Consider the following 15,823-nt stretch of genomic DNA (forward strand, 5'->3'; position numbering starts at 1 on the left):
TCGCCGGCGGGTCAGGAAATCACGAAGCGGACCACCGCCCGGACGGCAATGTCGCAGTGGTGGGCCACCATCGCTTCATCGTCAATGGCGGGCAGCGGATCGTCAAGGTACAGACTGCTGAAGGTGTAGAAATTCGACACCTGATAAAAGCTAAAGCTGCTGATTAACCGGTGCACATCGCGCGCTTCCAGCCCCGCCTGAAAGACCCCCTGCTGCTGGCCGCGCTGCAAAATGTCTTCCAGAATCGACAGGGCGGTACGATTCAGCGGCTTCAGCTCTCCCGAGGTCTTCAGCCACTTGCCGCGCTGCATGTTCTCCATGCAAATCACCCGCATATAGTCCGCGTGGGTGGCGTGATAGCGCACGCTCCAGCGCACCAGCCGCACCAGCGCCTCTACCGGCGGCACATTCTCCAGCCCCAGCTGCTGCTCGGTTTCGCGGATCCGCGCATACACATGCTGCAGCACCTCCTGATAGAGCTGCTCTTTGCTTTTGAAGTAGTAGACCACCATGCGCTTGGTGGTCTGCGCCTCGGTGGCGATCTGCTCCATGCGGGCGCCTGACAGCCCGTGTTCGGCAAAGACGGCGATAGCGGCGCTGAAGATCCGCTCCTTCAGAGATTGTGCTTCATCATGAGCAACGGCGGTCATGGCAACTCCTTTTTCTTGGGTGACAAAAAATACACATAATGATCACAATTTAGCAACCTGGTATGGCGCAAATGAACCAAATGATACATATTCAAGGCTCACGTCAGCTGTTGACCCGAGGACCTTATGCTGCGCTCTATCGCCACCGTTTCGATTTCCGGCACCCTGCCAGAGAAGCTGCACGCTATTGCGGCGGCGGGGTATCAGGGTGTGGAAATTTTCGAGAACGATCTGCTCTATTATACGGGGACGCCGGCGGAAATCCGCCAGCTGGCCGCCGATTTAGGGTTAAAAATCACGCTTTTTCAACCCTTTCGCGATTTTGAAGGCGCCAGCCGGGCGCAGTTTGCGGCCAATATGGCCCGCGCCAGACGCAAATTTGCGCTGATGCGCGAGCTGGGCTGCGACACGCTGCTGCTGTGCAGCAATGTGCAGCCGGATTGCTCGGCGGATAGCGAACTGCAGGTGGCGGACCTGCGGGCGCTGGCCACGCTGGCGGAAGAGGAGGGGATCGCTATCGGCTATGAGGCGCTGGCCTGGGGAACCCATGTGAACCGCTGGCAGCAGGCCTGGGAGCGGGTGCAGCGGGTGGACAGCCCGGCGCTGGGCCTGGTGCTCGACAGCTTCCATATCCTGGCCCGGGGCGACACCCTCGACGCGCTGCCATCGGTGCCGGTGGAGAAAATCACCTTCGTTCAGCTCGCCGATGCGCCGTATATGAAAATGGATCTCCTGGAGTGGAGTCGCCATTTCCGCTGCTTCCCCGGGCAGGGGGAGCTGCCGCTGGAGGCGTTTGCCGAGCAGATCACCCGCTGCGGCTATCGCGGCCCCTGGTCGCTGGAGATCTTTAATGACGGTTTTCGCGCCTCGCCGAACGGCGCGACGGCCAAAGATGGCTATCGTTCGCTGCTGTGGCTGGAGGAGCAGACTCGTCGCCGGCTCCCGGCGTGCGATGCCGATCTGTTTTCACCGCCGCCACCGCCGGTCTGTCACGGGCTGGAGTTTATCGAATTCGCCGCCAGCGTCGCCGAGGCGCAGCGCCTGGGGCAGCACCTGCAGGCGCTGGGTTTTCAGCACGAGGGAAGCCACCGCTCCAAACAGGTCACGCTGTGGCGCAACGGCGGGGCGCGGATCGTGATAAACCATCAGCCGCACAGCTGGGCCGATCACTTTTATCAACGCCACGGGGTATCGCTCTGCGCGATGGCGCTGCGGGTCGACAGCAGTGCGCCGATTGTCGCTCGCGCCCGCGCGCTGGGGTATGCCACCTGGCAGGGCGACGCCGGGCCGAACGAAACGCCGATCCCGGCGATCTGCGCCCCTGACGGCAGCCTGGTCTATCTCATCGATGCCGGGGAGGCGATCTACGAGCGCGACTTTCTCCTGCGCGATGGCGTGACGGTGCGCGAAGATTACCTCGGCATCGACCATCTGGCGCTGGGGATGGAAGCCGACAGCCGCGACAACTGGGTGATGTTCTTCCGCACGGTGTTTGGTTTTACGCTCGAACATGAGCAGACGCTGCCGGATCCCTATGGGCTGGTGCGTAGTCTGGTGGTGCGCAGCCCGCAGGGGGAGATCCGCCTGGCGCTGAATATCTCCCAGAGCCGGGCGACGCAGATCGCCCGCTCGGTCGCCTGCTACCAGGGGGCGGGGCTGCAGCATGCCGCCTTTGCCTGCCGCGATCTGCCGGCCACCTGCGACCAGCTCGCCGCGGTTGCCGATCATGCGCTGCCGATCCCGGCCAATTACTATGACGATCTGCTGGCGCGCTTTGGCGGCGAGCTGGACGTCGGGCAGCTCCAGCGGCGGCAGCTCCTCTACGACCGCGATCCGCAGGGCGGAGCGTTCCTGCATCTGTATACCCGGCCCTTCATCGCCGGGCGCTTCTTCTTTGAATTAACCGAACGACGGGCAGGCTACGCGCTCTATGGCGCGGCGAATGCGGCCGTCCGTCTGGCGGCGATGCAGTATTGTTAGCCTGAATCAAATAGTTCATTATGCCTGAAACACAATAACAACACCCTCTGTACCCGAGACAGGAACCGACTATGAGCTCATATAGCCCTAACCCGACGGCCGCCGCCCAGCCAGCCGTCACCGCGCGCCGCTCCCGGCGGCGCATCGGCATTCTTGCGCTGCTGGCCATCGGCACCATGATCAACTACCTCGATCGCACCGTGCTGGGGATCGCCGCCCCAAAGCTGACCGGTGAGCTGGGGATCGACCCTGCGCTCATGGGGATCCTCTTCTCCGCTTTCGCCTGGACCTACGCTCTGGCGCAGATCCCCGGCGGGCTGTTTCTCGACCGTTTTGGCAACAAAGTGACCTATTTTCTGTCGCTGACCCTGTGGTCGCTGTTTACCCTGTTCCACGGCATGGCGGTGGGGCTGAAGACGCTGCTGCTGTGCCGTTTCGGGCTTGGCGTCAGCGAAGCGCCGTGCTTTCCGGTGAACAGCCGGGTGGTCAGCGCCTGGTTCCCGCAGCAGGAGCGCGCGAAGGCCACGGCGGTGTACACCGTGGGGGAATACCTTGGGCTGGCCTGCTTTGCCCCGCTGCTGTTCTGGATCATGGACGGCTTCGGCTGGCGGGTGCTGTTCGTCAGCGTCGGCGTGGTCGGCATTCTGTTCGCCCTGGTGTGGTGGCGCTGCTACCGCGAACCGCATGAAGACCCTCGTCTCAGCCAGCAGGAGCGCGAGCATATCGAAAACGGCGGCGGCCTGAGCGCCCCAGCCGACCAGCAGGTGGCGTTCAGCTGGCCGCTGGTCCGCCAGCTGCTGAGCAAACGTCAGATCATCGGCGCCAGTATCGGCCAGTTTGCCGGCAATACGGTGCTGGTGTTCTTTCTCACCTGGTTTCCCACCTGGCTGGCCACCGAACGCCATATGCCGTGGCTGAAGGTCGGTTTCTTTTCCATCCTGCCGTTTGTCGCCGCCGCCGGCGGGGTGATGTTTGGCGGCTGGATCTCCGACAAGCTGCTTAAAGCCACCGGGTCGGCCAACCTGGGGCGCAAGCTGCCGATCGTCGCCGGCCTGCTGATGGCCAGCTGCATCATCTCCGCCAACTGGCTGCAGAGCGACCTGGCGGTGATCCTGGTGATGTCGTTTGCCTTTTTTGGCCAGGGGATGGTGGGCCTCGGCTGGACGCTGATCTCCGACATCGCCCCGAAGGGGCTGGGCGGGCTCACCGGCGGCCTGTTCAACTTTTGCGCCAACCTCGCGGGGATCCTCACCCCGCTGGTGATCGGCTTTATCGTCGCCGGGTTCGGCAATTTCTTCTACGCGTTGATCTACATCGGCGGCGCCGCGCTGCTGGGCGTGGCGGCCTATCTGTTTATCCTCGGCGACGTCAAACGTATTGAGTTATCGCAGTAAGCAAAGGAGCAAGGCATGGTGATTAGTGGGAATACGCGGCTGATAGCGCATCTTGGCTATCCGACCGCCAGTTTTAAGGCGCCGATGATCTACAACCCGTGGTTTGTCGACCAGCAGGTGGACGTGAAGGTGGTGCCAATGGGCGTCAGGCCGGAGGACTATGCCGCGTTTATTCCGCCGCTGTTTACGATGACCAATATCATCGGCGCGCTGGTGACGATGCCGCATAAAATCGCCACCTGTGATCTGGTGCAACGCCTGAGCCCGACGGCGGCTATCGCCGGCGCCTGCAACGCCATCCGTCGCGAGGCGGACGGTAGCCTCTCCGGGGACATGTTCGATGGCGACGGCTTTGTGCTGGGCCTGCGCCGTAAGGGATTTCAGCCTGAGGGGACGCGGGCGCTGGTGGTCGGCAGCGGCGGGGTGGGGTCGGCTATCGCCGCCTCCCTTGCGGCTGCAGGGGTCAGCGCCCTGACCCTGTACGATACCCGTCCCGAGGTGGCGCACGCTCTCGCTGGACGGCTGCATCAGCACTATCCACAGCTCGATATCACTCTGATGCAGCACGATCCTGCCGGACACGAGCTGGTGGTCAACGCCACGCCGCTGGGGATGAAGGTCAGCGATCCGCTGCCGCTGGACGTTGACCGTCTGGCGCCAGGCACCTGGGTGGGGGAGGTGGTGATGACCCAGGAGTATACTCCGCTGCTGAGAGCCGCCCAGGCGCGACAGTGCCACATCCAGCGCGGGACCGACATGCTGTTTGAAATGATCCCTGCCTATCTGCGCTTTTTCGACCTGCCGGTAGCCACCCCTGAACAGCTCCGGGCGCTGGCGGAAATTCGCTACTGACGTGGCGGCAAACCGGGTAATATAGCGCTATATTATCCGGTTTATAGCGACGATCTATAATGTCCACTCCTCTCACGCTGCTGGCGGCGGGAAGCCTGAAAAGCGCTTTTCTGCCGCTGGTGGCGTACTTTCAGCAGCAGACTGGCCTGGCGGTCGATGCGCAGTTTGGCCCTGCCGGCCTGCTGCGCGAGCGGATCGAGGCCGGGACCCCGTGCGCGGTTTTTGCTTCCGCCAACGCGGCGCACCCGCAGGCGCTGCTCCAGGCGGGTCTGGCGCAGGAATGCCATGGATTTGCCGGCAATCAGCTTATGCTGACCGCCAGGCGGTCGCGAGACAACGATGGCCTGGACTGGCTGGCGCTGCTCAGTACGCCCCGCCTGCGGCTGGCGACCTCCACGCCGGGATGCGATCCGTCAGGAGATTACACCTGGCAACTGTTTGCCCGAATCGAGGCGCGCTGTCCTGGGTTGGGCAACGCGATGGCCGGGCGGGCGCAGCCGCTGGTCGGCGGCAGAGACTCACTGAGCGTGCCGCCGGGAGAGATAGCCGGCGCGTGGCTCATTCGCCAGAATCTGGCGGATCTGTTTATCGGCTACGCGCACTATGCCCCCGCGCTGGCCGCCTGCGACGATCTGCGTACCCTGACCATCCCGGCAGCGTGGAATATTCGCTGCGATTACCAGTTGGCGCGCCTCAGTGCCGATCCCGCCGCGCTGGCCCTGTATCGCTTTATCCTCGGCGACGTTGGCCAGGGGTATCTCCGGCAGGCGGGTTTTATGCCGTTCAGCGACGCAGAGTAAACCCCGGCGCCAGCAGAGGGGACGCGGACGCGGGATGGTAGATCAGACGTACCGGCAGGCCGTACGCTTGCCGGAGGTGCGTTTCGCTCAGCACTTCGGCAGTCTCGCCCGCCAGCCACTGGCCCTCCGGCAGAAGCAGCAGCGTATGGCTGGCCACCTGTAGCGCATGATTCGGATCATGAGTGGTGAACAGGACGGTGCGCGTCTGGCGGTGAGCGAGGTCGTCGATCAGCTGGAGCACCACCTGCTGGTTACCGAGATCCAGCGCCGAGCAGGGCTCATCCAGCAGGATATTCTGACTGGCGCTGACCAGCGCGCGGGCAATCAGCACCAGCTGCTGCTGGCCGCCGGAGAGCGCGTCGAAGTCATCCCCGGCCAGGGCGGCAATCCCCAGCTGCGCCAGCGCCTGCTCAACCCGCCGGGCATCCTCCTCGTCCGGCTGGGCAAAGAGATCCACGTGCCGGGCGCGGCCCATCAGCACCACATCGCTCACTCGCCAGCGGAAAGCGGGACGAAACGACTGCGGAACCAGGGCGACGCCGCCCTCGCACTGCGCCCGGCCGCTCAGCGGTGGCAGCACGCCGGTCAGGGTATCCAGCAGAGTACTTTTTCCCCGGCCATTGGCGCCCAGCACCGCCCAGATCTCGCCGGGACGGCAGGCCAGCGTGAGCGGGGCGAAGAGCGGCTGACGGTGGCCGTAACGTAGCGCTTCCAGCGACAATGAGCGGTTCATTGGAGCGTATTCCGGCGTCGGGATTGCACCAGCAACAAGGTAAACAGCGGCGCGCCGAGCAGGGCTGTGATGATCCCGATCGGGATCTCCGCCTGCGTCAGCGTGCGCGCCATATCGTCCACCACCAGCATCAGGGCGGCGCCGAGCCAGAAGGCGGCGGGCAGCAGGCGACGATGGTCGGCGCCCACCAGCAGACGGGCGAGGTGCGGGACCACCAGTCCCATCCAGGCGATGCTGCCGCTGACCGCCACTTGCGCTGCCACCAGCACCGCGCAGCAGACCAGCACGGCGCGACGCAGCGCGGCCACCGGAACGCCAAGACTGCGGGCATCGCGCTCCTCCAGCGCCAACAGATTGATTCGCCAGCGCAGCTTCCACAACACCCCGGCGGCCACCGCCATGGGCAGGATCATGAGCAGTACCTTATGCCAGCTGGCGGTTGCGAAGCTGCCGAGCAGCCAGAAGACAATGTTCGGTAACGTCTCTTCGCTGTCGGCGAGGTACTGCATCAGGCTGACCAGCGCGGCGAAGAAGCCGCTGAGGATGATCCCGGACAGAATCAGCCCCAGCGTGCTGTCCCGCCCCTGCAGGGCGGCGAGGGCGTAAATCAGCCCCAGCGCGACGAGGCCAAAGAAAAAGGTCGAGGCCATCATCAGCAGGCCGCCGACGCCCAACAGGATCGCCAGCGTGCCGCCGAAGGCGGAGCCAGAGGTCACTCCGATGATGTGCGGGTCGACCAGCGGGTTCTGGAACACGCCCTGTAAGGTAGCGCCGCACAGCCCCAGCGCGCCCCCGGCCAGCAAAGCTATGACCACGCGCGGCAGGCGAACCGACCAGACGATCTGTCCGATCACCCCTTCGCCTGGTGGGAGATGGATCAGGGTGTGGCCAACGGCGCTCAGGCTTAACGGGAACTGGCCGAAACAGAGAGAGGCGACTGCGATCGCCAGCGTCGCCAGCGCCAGGCTGCCCTGCAACAGCCAGGGACGGTGGTTAGCGGGCATCTGGCGTCCACGCTACGCGGTAAAAGCGTTGATAGTAATCCCTGGCTTTACTGTCCACATCGATGTTCTGGTAACGCGAAGGGTAGAGTTTTTTCGCCATCCACAGCTCGCCCAGCGCCAGGGCCTCCGGCATCGGGTAACCCCAGGCTTTGGCGTACTCCGGCATCAGCCACACGCGGTGATGTTTCACCGCATCGATCGCCTGCCACTGCGGGTCGTTCTCTATCTGTTTGACCACCTGCGGATAACGGTCCTGGACGAAGATCACCTGCGGGTTCCACGCCAGCACCTGCTCCAGCGACACCTGACGGGCGCCTGTTACGCTGGCGGCCGCCACGTTCAGCGCCCCGGCGTGCGCCATCATCAGACCGGTGTATTTGCCGGCGCCGTAGGTATTCAGATCGGGGTTGGCCATATACACCCGCACCCGCTGGTTCTGGGGAATATCGGCCACCGGCGCATTGGCTTGCTTACGCGCCTCAAAGGTGTAGTGAATCAGCGCCTCGGCCTCGGGCTGGCGTTCGACGACCTCGCCGATAAGGCGGATCCCCTCTACCAGTCCGGCGTTATAGGCCTGCTCCTCGTCAGCCATGGTGGGGTTCATTTTACTTTTTTCCCCAGCGGCATCCTGGCGCAGCGAAATGGCCACCACCGGGATCCCGGCCTGTTGGATCTGCGCGATCATCGCCGGCGGCGCATAGTTGGCGACGAAAACCACCTGCGGACGCAGCGCCAGCAGGCTTTCAATATTGACCTGAGTGAGATCGCCCGGGGTCGCCAGTTGCCCGATCTCGGGCATAAAGCGGGCGAACTGCGGCCCGAGCTGTTTCTTCCAGCTGCTTAAGACGCCGACGATATCCTCAGCGGCATGCAGTTGCACCAGCAGGTTGAGCGTCTGATGCTGCAGAGCCACGACGCGGGTGACGTGGTTGGGGAGGGTGACCTGGCGACCCAGCTGGTCGGTGACAGTGCGGTCGGCGAAGGCCTGACCGGTGAACAGGCTGGCGCTGAGCAGCGTCAGGCCCAGCAGTAAGGGGTGTTTTGGCATGATCTGGCCCGAATGGCGTGAAAAATTCGTTGTGTATTAAATTATATAACGACGCCGGGCGCAATGGTTGATCGCGTTTACCCTCACTACGATCAAGGCATTTCGTACCACACTTCTTGATCCTCCATGCGCGCCTCTATCTGGCCCGCCACCCTCTGCAGCGTAGAGAGATGCTTTTGCGCCGCCTGCTCAATGGTCATGGCGCTGGCGATATAGACCAGGTTGAGGCAGCCGATGACCCGCTGCTGGCTGCAGACCGGCACGGCGATAGAGGCGATTTTCTCCTCCTGCCGCCAGCCGCGGAAATTTTCGCCATAGCCGTTCTGGCGGGTGCGGGCGAGGATCGCCGCCAGCCGTTCCGGTTCGCGAGCCAGCTGATACTCCGCTTCCGGACGGGCGGCCAGCATGCTGAGAATGGCGTCGCGCTCCGCGTCGGGGGCAAAGGCCAGCCACGTCAGACCGGAGGCGGTGAGCAGCAGCGGCAGCCGCCGTCCGACCATCGCCCGGTGAAACGACAGCCGACTGAAGCGGTGGGTGGTTTCGCGCACCACCATGGCGTCGACGTCGAGGGTGGTGATATCCGTCGGCCACTGGACCTCGCGCAGCAGTTCCCCGAGCAGCGGCGTGGCGAGGGCAGAAATCCAATGTTCGTCACGAAATCCGTCGCTCAGCTGGCGGACGTTAATGGTCAGACGAAAGCTGTCATCGGAGCGGCTGCGGCGGACAAAACCTTCCTCCTGCAGCGTCTCCAGCAGCCGGCGCACGGTGGTGCGATGCAGGCCGCTAAACTCCGCCAGCAGGCCGGGCGTCGCGCCGCCGTCGAATTTATTTAACAATTTTAATAACAATAAACCCCGGCTTAATCCGCGCACCGTTTTGTACTCAGTGGCCCCATCATCACGCATAAATCCTTCCTTAAAACGCTTTATAAACAGCGATGTGCACCTGGTGCACATTCAGCGATGTTTTGATTGTAGCCGAAAACACCCGCCCTATACTCAGCCCATTATAAAAATACGTTTACACATGATTAACAAATTGCCTGTCAGCCGGGCAGTTTCCGAGTCGTGAGGTCGCTGAGAATGACAACATCTACACCCGATATTCAACCCGCCGTGCAGCATACCGCCCAGGTCGCCATCGCCGGCGCCGGTCCGGTAGGCCTGATGATGGCCAACTACCTTGGCCAGATGGGCATCAGCGTGCTGCTGGTGGAAAAGCTCGACAAACTGATCGATTACCCGCGGGCCATCGGTATTGACGATGAGTCGCTGCGGGCGATGCAGGCGGTGGGGCTGGTGGATGACGTGCTGCCGCACACCACGCCGTGGCACGCCATGCGCTTTCTGACCCCGAAGGGCCGCTGCTTTGCCGACATCCAGCCGATGACCGATGAGTTTGGCTGGTCGCGGCGCAATGCCTTTATTCAGCCGCAGGTGGATGCGGTGATGTATCACGGCCTGCAGCGTTTCCCGCAGGTCCGTTGCCTCTTCTCCCGCGAGGTGGAAGCCTTTAGCCAGAGCAGTGACGGTGTCACGTTAAATATCAAAGGACCGGACGGCGAGCGGGAGACAGTGCGCGCTGACTGGCTGGTGGCCTGCGACGGCGGCGCCAGCTTTATTCGCCGCACGCTGAACGTCCCTTTCGAAGGCAAGACCGCGCCGAACCAGTGGATCGTCATCGATATCGCTAACGATCCGCTGGCCACCCCGCACGTCTACCTGTGCTGCGACCCGGTGCGGCCCTACGTTTCCGCCGCGCTGCCCCACGGCGTGCGCCGCTTTGAATTTATGGTGATGCCCGGGGAAACCGAAGCCCAGCTCAGCGAGCCGCACAATATGCGCCGTCTGCTGAGCAAAGTGCTGCCGGACCCGGATCGCGTCGAGCTGATCCGCCAGCGGGTCTACACCCATAACGCGCGCCTTGCCGAGCGCTTTCGCATTGACCGGGTGCTGCTGGCCGGCGACGCCGCGCACATCATGCCGGTCTGGCAGGGCCAGGGATACAACAGCGGCATGCGTGACGCCTTCAACCTGGCGTGGAAGCTGGCGCTGGTGGTCAACGGCAAAGCGGGAGAGGCGCTGCTTGACAGCTACCAGCAGGAGCGTCGCGACCACGCGAAGGCGATGATTGACCTGTCGGTCACCGCCGGCCACGTGCTGGCGCCGCCGAAGCGCTGGCAGGGCGCGGCGCGCGATGGCCTCTCCTGGCTGCTGAACTACCTGCCGCCGGTGAAACGTTACTTCCTCGAAATGCGCTTTAAGCCGATGCCGCAGTATCGCGAGGGGGCGCTGCTGACCGACGGCGCAGGCAAAGCCTCGCCGGTGGGCAAAATGTTTATTCAACCGCAGGTGACGCTGGAGAACGGCGAGAGTCTCCTGCTCGATGAGGTTATCGGAGCGAATTTCGCCATTATCGGCTGGGGCTGCAACCCGCAGTGGGGGCTCGACGCCGGGCAGATCGCCCGCTGGCGCGCGACAGGGGTGCGCTTTATCCAGGTCGTGCCGGAGGTGCAGATCCATCGCGAGCAGGATAACGCCCCGGGCACGCTGCGGGTGGGGGATAAGCAAAACCGTCTGAAGAGCTGGTTTGCGCAACATAACACCGCCATCGCCGTGGTCAGGCCGGACCGCTTTGTCGCCGCTCTCGCTATCCCGCAAACCCTCGGCGCGCAGCTGACCGCCCTGGCGGAAAAAATGACCCTTGCGGCCGGGGATACCGGCCACGCTGAAGAGAAGGTGGCCTGATATGCATGCCTATTTACACTGTCTGTCGCACACCCCGCTGGTGGGATTCGTTGACCCGGAGCAGGCGGTCCTCGATGAGGTGAACGGGGTGATTGCCGACGCCCGGTGGCGGATCGCTGAATTCGATCCCGAGCTGGTGGTGCTCTTCGCCCCCGATCACTACAACGGTTTTTTCTATGACGTGATGCCGCCGTTCTGCCTGGGCGTCGGCGCCACCGCCATCGGCGACTTCGCCAGCGCCGCCGGCGACCTGCCGGTGCCCACCGAGCTGGCGGAAGCCTGCGCCCACGCCGTGATCAACAGCGGTATCGACCTGGCGGTGTCGTACAACATGCAGGTGGACCATGGCTTCGCCCAGCCGCTGGAGTTTTTGCTGGGTGGGCTGGATCGCCTGCCGGTGCTGCCGGTGTTTATTAACGGCGTCGCCGCGCCGCTGCCGGGTTTTCAACGCACCCGGCTGCTGGGCGAGGCGATGGGCCGCTTCCTCAACACCCTCAATAAGCGGGTGCTGATCCTCGGCTCTGGCGGGCTTTCGCACCAGCCGCCGGTGCCGGAGCTGGCGAAGGCGGACGCCCATCTGCGCGACCGCCTGCTCGGCAGCGGCAAACAGCTGCCGCCGAACGAACGCGAGCTGCGCCAGCAGCGGGTGATCAGCGCCGCCCGGCGGTTTACCGAAGACCAGCGCTCGCTCCATCCCCTCAACCCGGTCTGGGACAACCGCTTTATGAGCCTGCTGGAGCAGGGGCGGCTGAGCGAACTGGACGCGATCGGCAACGACGAGCTGTCGGCGATGGCCGGCAAATCGACGCACGAAATTAAGACCTGGGTGGCCGCCTTTGCCGCGCTATCCGCTTTTGGCCGCTGGCGCAGCGAAGGCCGCTATTACCGGCCGATCCCCGAGTGGATCGCCGGATTCGGCTCGCTGAGCGCCACCACCGAGATTTGATTAACCGGGAGACTAACATGAGCTATCAACCGCAAACCGAAGACGCCACCAGCCGATTCCTCAACGTCGACGAGGGAGGCCGCACGCTGCGCATCCATATCAATGACTGCGGCGACGGGGAAGAGACCGTGGTGATGCTGCACGGCTCCGGGCCGGGGGCCACCGGCTGGGCCAACTTCAGCCGCAACATTGACCCGCTGGTCGAGGCGGGCTATCGCGTGCTGCTCCTGGACTGTCCGGGGTGGGGGAAGAGCGATTCGATTGTCAACAGCGGTTCGCGTTCGGATCTCAACGCCCGCATTTTGAAAAGCGTGGTCGATCAGCTGGGGATCGATAAAGTCCATCTGCTGGGCAACTCGATGGGCGGTCACAGCGCGGTGGCCTTCACCCTGAGCTGGCCGGAGCGGGTGGCGAAGCTGGTGCTGATGGGCGGGGGAACCGGCGGCATGAGCCTGTTCACGCCGATGCCGACGGAAGGCATCAAACTGCTGAACGCCCTGTACCGCGAGCCGACCATTGAAAACCTGAAGAAGATGATGAGCATTTTCGTCTTCGACACCCGTGACCTCACCGACGCGCTGTTCGAGGCGCGGCTGAACAATATGCTGTCGCGCCGCGACCATCTGGACAACTTCGTCAAGAGCCTCGAAGCCAACCCGAAACAATTCCCTGACTTTGGCCCGCGGCTCGGCGAGATCGCTGCGCAAACTCTCATCGTCTGGGGACGCAATGACCGCTTCGTGCCGATGGACGCCGGACTACGCCTGCTCGCCGGGATCGCCGGCTCTGAGCTGCATATTTACCGCGACTGCGGCCACTGGGCGCAGTGGGAACATGCCGACAGTTTTAATCAGCTGGTGCTCAATTTCCTCGCACGGGCTTAAGGAGTGATGATGACTATTTCTCTTGACGCGCTGGCGCAGCAGTTGCGCGACGCCGAACGAACCGGCCAAGCGATCGCCCCGCTGCGCGATATCCTCGGCGTCGACAACGCCGACGCCGCCTACGCTATCCAGCGCCTGAACGTGCAGCACCATGTGGCCCATGGCCGACGGGTGGTGGGCCGCAAGGTAGGCCTGACCCATCCCAAAGTGCAGCAGCAGCTGGGGGTCAACCAGCCGGATTTCGGCACCCTGTTTGCCGACATGTGCTACGGCGACAACGCCGATGTGCCGTTTGGCCGCGTGCTGCAGCCCAAGGTGGAGGCCGAGATCGCCCTGGTGCTGAAACATGATCTGCCCCATGCCGATACCACTTTTGATGAGCTGTATAACGCCATCGAATGGGTGCTGCCGGCGCTGGAGGTGGTGGGCAGCCGCATTCGCGACTGGTCAATCGGCTTTGTCGACACCGTCGCCGATAACGCCTCCTGCGGCCTGTACGTCATCGGCGGCCCGGCGCAGCGACCGGCTGGTCTGGATCTGAAAGCGTGCGCCATGCAGATGACCCGCAACCAGGAGCTGGTCTCCAGCGGCCGGGGCAGCGAGTGCCTGGGGCATCCGCTGAACGCCGCGGTGTGGCTGGCGCGCAAGATGGCCAGCCTCGGAGAACCGCTGCGGGCGGGGGATATCGTGCTGACCGGGGCGTTAGGCCCGATGGTGGCGATTAACGAGGGGGACAGCTTTGTCGCCCATATTGAAGGTATTGGCTCAGTCGCGGCACGCTTCGTCGCCGCCGGAGAAGGACATCGTGATGCGTAAACGTAAAGTCGCCATTATCGGCTCCGGGAATATCGGCACCGATTTAATGATTAAAATTCTGCGCCACGGCCAGCAACTGGAGATGGCGGTGATGGTCGGCATCGATCCGCAGTCGGATGGCCTGGCCCGCGCCCGGCGCATGGGCGTCGCGACCACCCACGAAGGGGTGGGCGGCCTGATGCAGATGGCGGAGTTTGCCGATATCGACTTTGTCTTCGACGCCACCAGCGCCGGCGCGCACGTCAAAAACGATGCCGCGCTGCGCGAAGCGAAGCCAGGGATCCGCGTCATCGACCTGACGCCGGCGGCGATTGGCCCGTACTGCGTGCCGGTGGTCAACCTTGAGGCCAATCTCCACCAGGGAAACGTCAATATGGTGACCTGCGGCGGGCAGGCCACCATCCCGATGGTCGCCGCGGTCTCGCGGGTGGCGAAGGTGCATTACGCGGAGATCGTGGCCTCCATCGCCAGTCGATCCGCCGGGCCGGGGACGCGAGCGAATATTGACGAATTCACTGAAACCACCTCGCAGGCGATTGAAAAGGTCGGCGGCGCGGGCAAGGGCAAGGCGATTATCGTGCTGAACCCGGCGGAGCCGCCGCTGATGATGCGCGATACCGTGTATGTGCTGAGCGAGATGGCGTCCCAGGAGGCGATTGCCGCCTCGATCGCCGAGATGGCGGCTGCGGTGCAGGCTTACGTGCCTGGCTACCGGCTGAAGCAGCAGGTGCAGTTTGAGGTTATCCCCGAGGATAATCCGGTCAACCTGCCCGGCGTGGGCCGTTTTTCCGGACTGAAAACCGCGGTTTACCTCGAAGTGGAAGGGGCGGCGCACTATCTGCCGGCGTACGCCGGCAACCTCGATATTATGACCTCGGCGGCGCTGGCGACGGCGGAGAAAATGGCCGGGGCAATGAACAGCGCGGCGGGAGCGACAGCATGAACGGTAAAAAACTCTACATTTCGGATGTGACGCTGCGCGATGGTATGCATGCGATTCGTCACCAGTATACCCTGGCGCAGGTGCAGCAGATTGCTGGCGCGCTGGATAAGGCGGGGGTGGACTCCATCGAAGTTGCCCACGGCGATGGGCTACAGGGATCGAGCTTCAACTACGGCTTTGGCGCCCACAGCGATATCGCCTGGATTGAAGCGGCGGCGGAGGCGGTCAGCCAGGCGAAAATCGCCACCTTGCTGCTGCCGGGCATCGGCACCCTGCACGACCTGAAAGCCGCGTATCAGGCCGGGGCGCGGGTGGTGCGGGTCGCCACCCACTGCAGCGAAGCGGACGTCGCGGCGCAGCATATTGCCTTTGCCCGCGAGCTGGGGATGGACACCGTCGGTTTTCTGATGATGAGCCATATGATCTCCCCGCAGGCGCTGGCGCAGCAGGCGCTGAAGATGGAATCCTATGGGGCGACCTGCATCTACGTGGTGGATTCCGGCGGGGCGATGAACATGAACGACATTCGCGATCGCTTCCGCGCGCTGAAGGCGGTGCTGAAGCCGGAGACCGCCACCGGGATGCATGCCCACCATAACCTGAGCCTCGGGGTGGCTAACTCTATCGCCGCGGTGGAAGAGGGCTGCGACCGGATCGACGCCAGCCTGGCCGGGATGGGGGCGGGGGCGGGCAATGCGCCGCTGGAGGTGTTTATTGCCGCCGCCGACAAGCTCGGCTGGCGGCATGGCACCGACCTCTACGCGCTGATGAATGCCGCCGACGAGCTGGTGCGGCCGCTGCAGGACCGCCCGGTGCGCGTCGACCGCGAAACGCTGGCGCTGGGCTACGCCGGGGTCTACTCCAGCTTCCTGCGCCACAGCGAAGCGGCAGCGGCGCGCTATGGCCTCAGCGCGGTGGATATTCTCGTCGAGCTGGGCAAACGGCGGATGGTCGGCGGCCAGGAGGATATGATCGTCGACGTCGCGCTGGATCTGCTTAACCGCCAAAAATAACAACGGGCGGCTG

General features: G+C 63.7%; 15 protein-coding genes. 10 read left to right on the plus strand and 5 right to left on the minus strand.

The features are described from left to right. Positions 1-11 precede the first annotated feature (11 nt). Positions 12-650 carry a TetR/AcrR family transcriptional regulator gene (locus MKR05_RS07765; RefSeq protein WP_023290070.1) on the minus strand — a complete coding sequence of 213 codons (639 nt, stop codon included), beginning with the start codon at positions 648-650 and terminating at the stop codon, positions 12-14. A 126-nt stretch (positions 651-776) separates the two neighbouring features. Between MKR05_RS07765 and MKR05_RS07770 the strand changes: the two genes are divergently transcribed. From MKR05_RS07770 to MKR05_RS07785, 4 genes are all read left to right on the plus strand, one after another. Continuing rightward, on the plus strand, positions 777-2,630 hold the full coding sequence (locus MKR05_RS07770) for a bifunctional sugar phosphate isomerase/epimerase/4-hydroxyphenylpyruvate dioxygenase family protein (protein ID WP_085550993.1): 1,854 nt from the start codon (positions 777-779) through the stop codon (positions 2,628-2,630). A 71-nt stretch (positions 2,631-2,701) separates the two neighbouring features. Beyond that, positions 2,702-4,024: an MFS transporter gene (locus MKR05_RS07775; protein WP_023290068.1), complete on the plus strand. Its 1,323-nt coding sequence runs from the start codon at positions 2,702-2,704 to the stop codon at positions 4,022-4,024. A gap of 15 nt (positions 4,025-4,039) precedes the next feature. Further along, positions 4,040-4,876 (plus strand): shikimate dehydrogenase, encoded by an 837-nt coding sequence (locus tag MKR05_RS07780; RefSeq protein WP_032453232.1) that lies wholly within the window; start codon positions 4,040-4,042, stop codon positions 4,874-4,876. A 56-nt stretch (positions 4,877-4,932) separates the two neighbouring features. Continuing rightward, complete coding sequence (locus MKR05_RS07785; protein WP_064154457.1) at positions 4,933-5,676, plus strand: substrate-binding domain-containing protein; 744 nt, start codon at positions 4,933-4,935, stop codon at positions 5,674-5,676. Here MKR05_RS07785 and MKR05_RS07790 read toward each other — a convergent pair. The 4 genes from MKR05_RS07790 to MKR05_RS07805 all read right to left on the minus strand — a co-directional run bounded on the left by MKR05_RS07790 (position 5,660) and on the right by MKR05_RS07805 (position 9,366). Next, positions 5,660-6,409, minus strand: a complete 750-nt coding sequence (locus MKR05_RS07790; RefSeq protein WP_032456241.1) for an ABC transporter ATP-binding protein — start codon at positions 6,407-6,409, stop codon at positions 5,660-5,662. The two genes, MKR05_RS07785 and MKR05_RS07790, sit on opposite strands and share 17 nt — an antisense overlap. Continuing rightward, the gene (locus tag MKR05_RS07795) at positions 6,406-7,413 is read right to left on the minus strand and encodes an iron ABC transporter permease (protein WP_004203061.1); all 1,008 of its coding nucleotides are present in this window, start codon (positions 7,411-7,413) and stop codon (positions 6,406-6,408) included. Before MKR05_RS07795 ends, MKR05_RS07790 begins: the two co-directional genes overlap by 4 nt. Further along, positions 7,403-8,461 (minus strand): ABC transporter substrate-binding protein, encoded by a 1,059-nt coding sequence (locus MKR05_RS07800; RefSeq protein ID WP_131095982.1) that lies wholly within the window; start codon positions 8,459-8,461, stop codon positions 7,403-7,405. The genes MKR05_RS07795 and MKR05_RS07800 overlap by 11 nt, the downstream gene beginning before the upstream one ends. Positions 8,462-8,553: 92 nt before the next feature. Then, complete coding sequence (locus MKR05_RS07805) at positions 8,554-9,366, minus strand: DNA-binding transcriptional regulator (protein WP_087827104.1); 813 nt, start codon at positions 9,364-9,366, stop codon at positions 8,554-8,556. A gap of 177 nt (positions 9,367-9,543) precedes the next feature. On the opposite strand from MKR05_RS07805, the gene MKR05_RS07810 reads away from it, so the two are divergent. The 6 genes from MKR05_RS07810 to mhpE are packed head-to-tail and all read left to right on the plus strand — an operon-like array spanning position 9,544 to position 15,810. Continuing rightward, positions 9,544-11,208 carry a bifunctional 3-(3-hydroxy-phenyl)propionate/3-hydroxycinnamic acid hydroxylase gene (locus MKR05_RS07810; protein ID WP_104467213.1) on the plus strand — a complete coding sequence of 555 codons (1,665 nt, stop codon included), beginning with the start codon at positions 9,544-9,546 and terminating at the stop codon, positions 11,206-11,208. A 1-nt stretch (position 11,209) separates the two neighbouring features. Beyond that, on the plus strand, positions 11,210-12,154 hold the full coding sequence (gene mhpB / locus MKR05_RS07815; RefSeq protein ID WP_131095981.1) for a 2,3-dihydroxyphenylpropionate/2,3-dihydroxicinnamic acid 1,2-dioxygenase: 945 nt from the start codon (positions 11,210-11,212) through the stop codon (positions 12,152-12,154). 17 nt (positions 12,155-12,171) lie between these two features. After that, complete coding sequence (mhpC, locus tag MKR05_RS07820) at positions 12,172-13,038, plus strand: 2-hydroxy-6-oxonona-2,4-dienedioate hydrolase (RefSeq protein WP_048297720.1); 867 nt, start codon at positions 12,172-12,174, stop codon at positions 13,036-13,038. Positions 13,039-13,047: 9 nt separating this feature from the next. After that, entirely contained in the window at positions 13,048-13,854 is an 807-nt protein-coding gene (gene mhpD, locus MKR05_RS07825) for a 2-keto-4-pentenoate hydratase (RefSeq protein WP_023290062.1), read from the plus strand. Further along, positions 13,847-14,797, plus strand: a complete 951-nt coding sequence (gene mhpF / locus MKR05_RS07830) for an acetaldehyde dehydrogenase (RefSeq protein WP_101997024.1) — start codon at positions 13,847-13,849, stop codon at positions 14,795-14,797. Before mhpD ends, mhpF begins: the two co-directional genes overlap by 8 nt. Beyond that, positions 14,794-15,810 carry a 4-hydroxy-2-oxovalerate aldolase gene (mhpE, locus tag MKR05_RS07835; protein ID WP_101977390.1) on the plus strand — a complete coding sequence of 339 codons (1,017 nt, stop codon included), beginning with the start codon at positions 14,794-14,796 and terminating at the stop codon, positions 15,808-15,810. The genes mhpF and mhpE overlap by 4 nt, the downstream gene beginning before the upstream one ends. Positions 15,811-15,823: the final 13 nt, after the last annotated feature.

The sequence above is a fragment of the Klebsiella sp. K5-204 genome, from assembly GCF_030128585.1.
GTDB classification, from domain to species: domain Bacteria; phylum Pseudomonadota; class Gammaproteobacteria; order Enterobacterales; family Enterobacteriaceae; genus Klebsiella; species Klebsiella quasipneumoniae.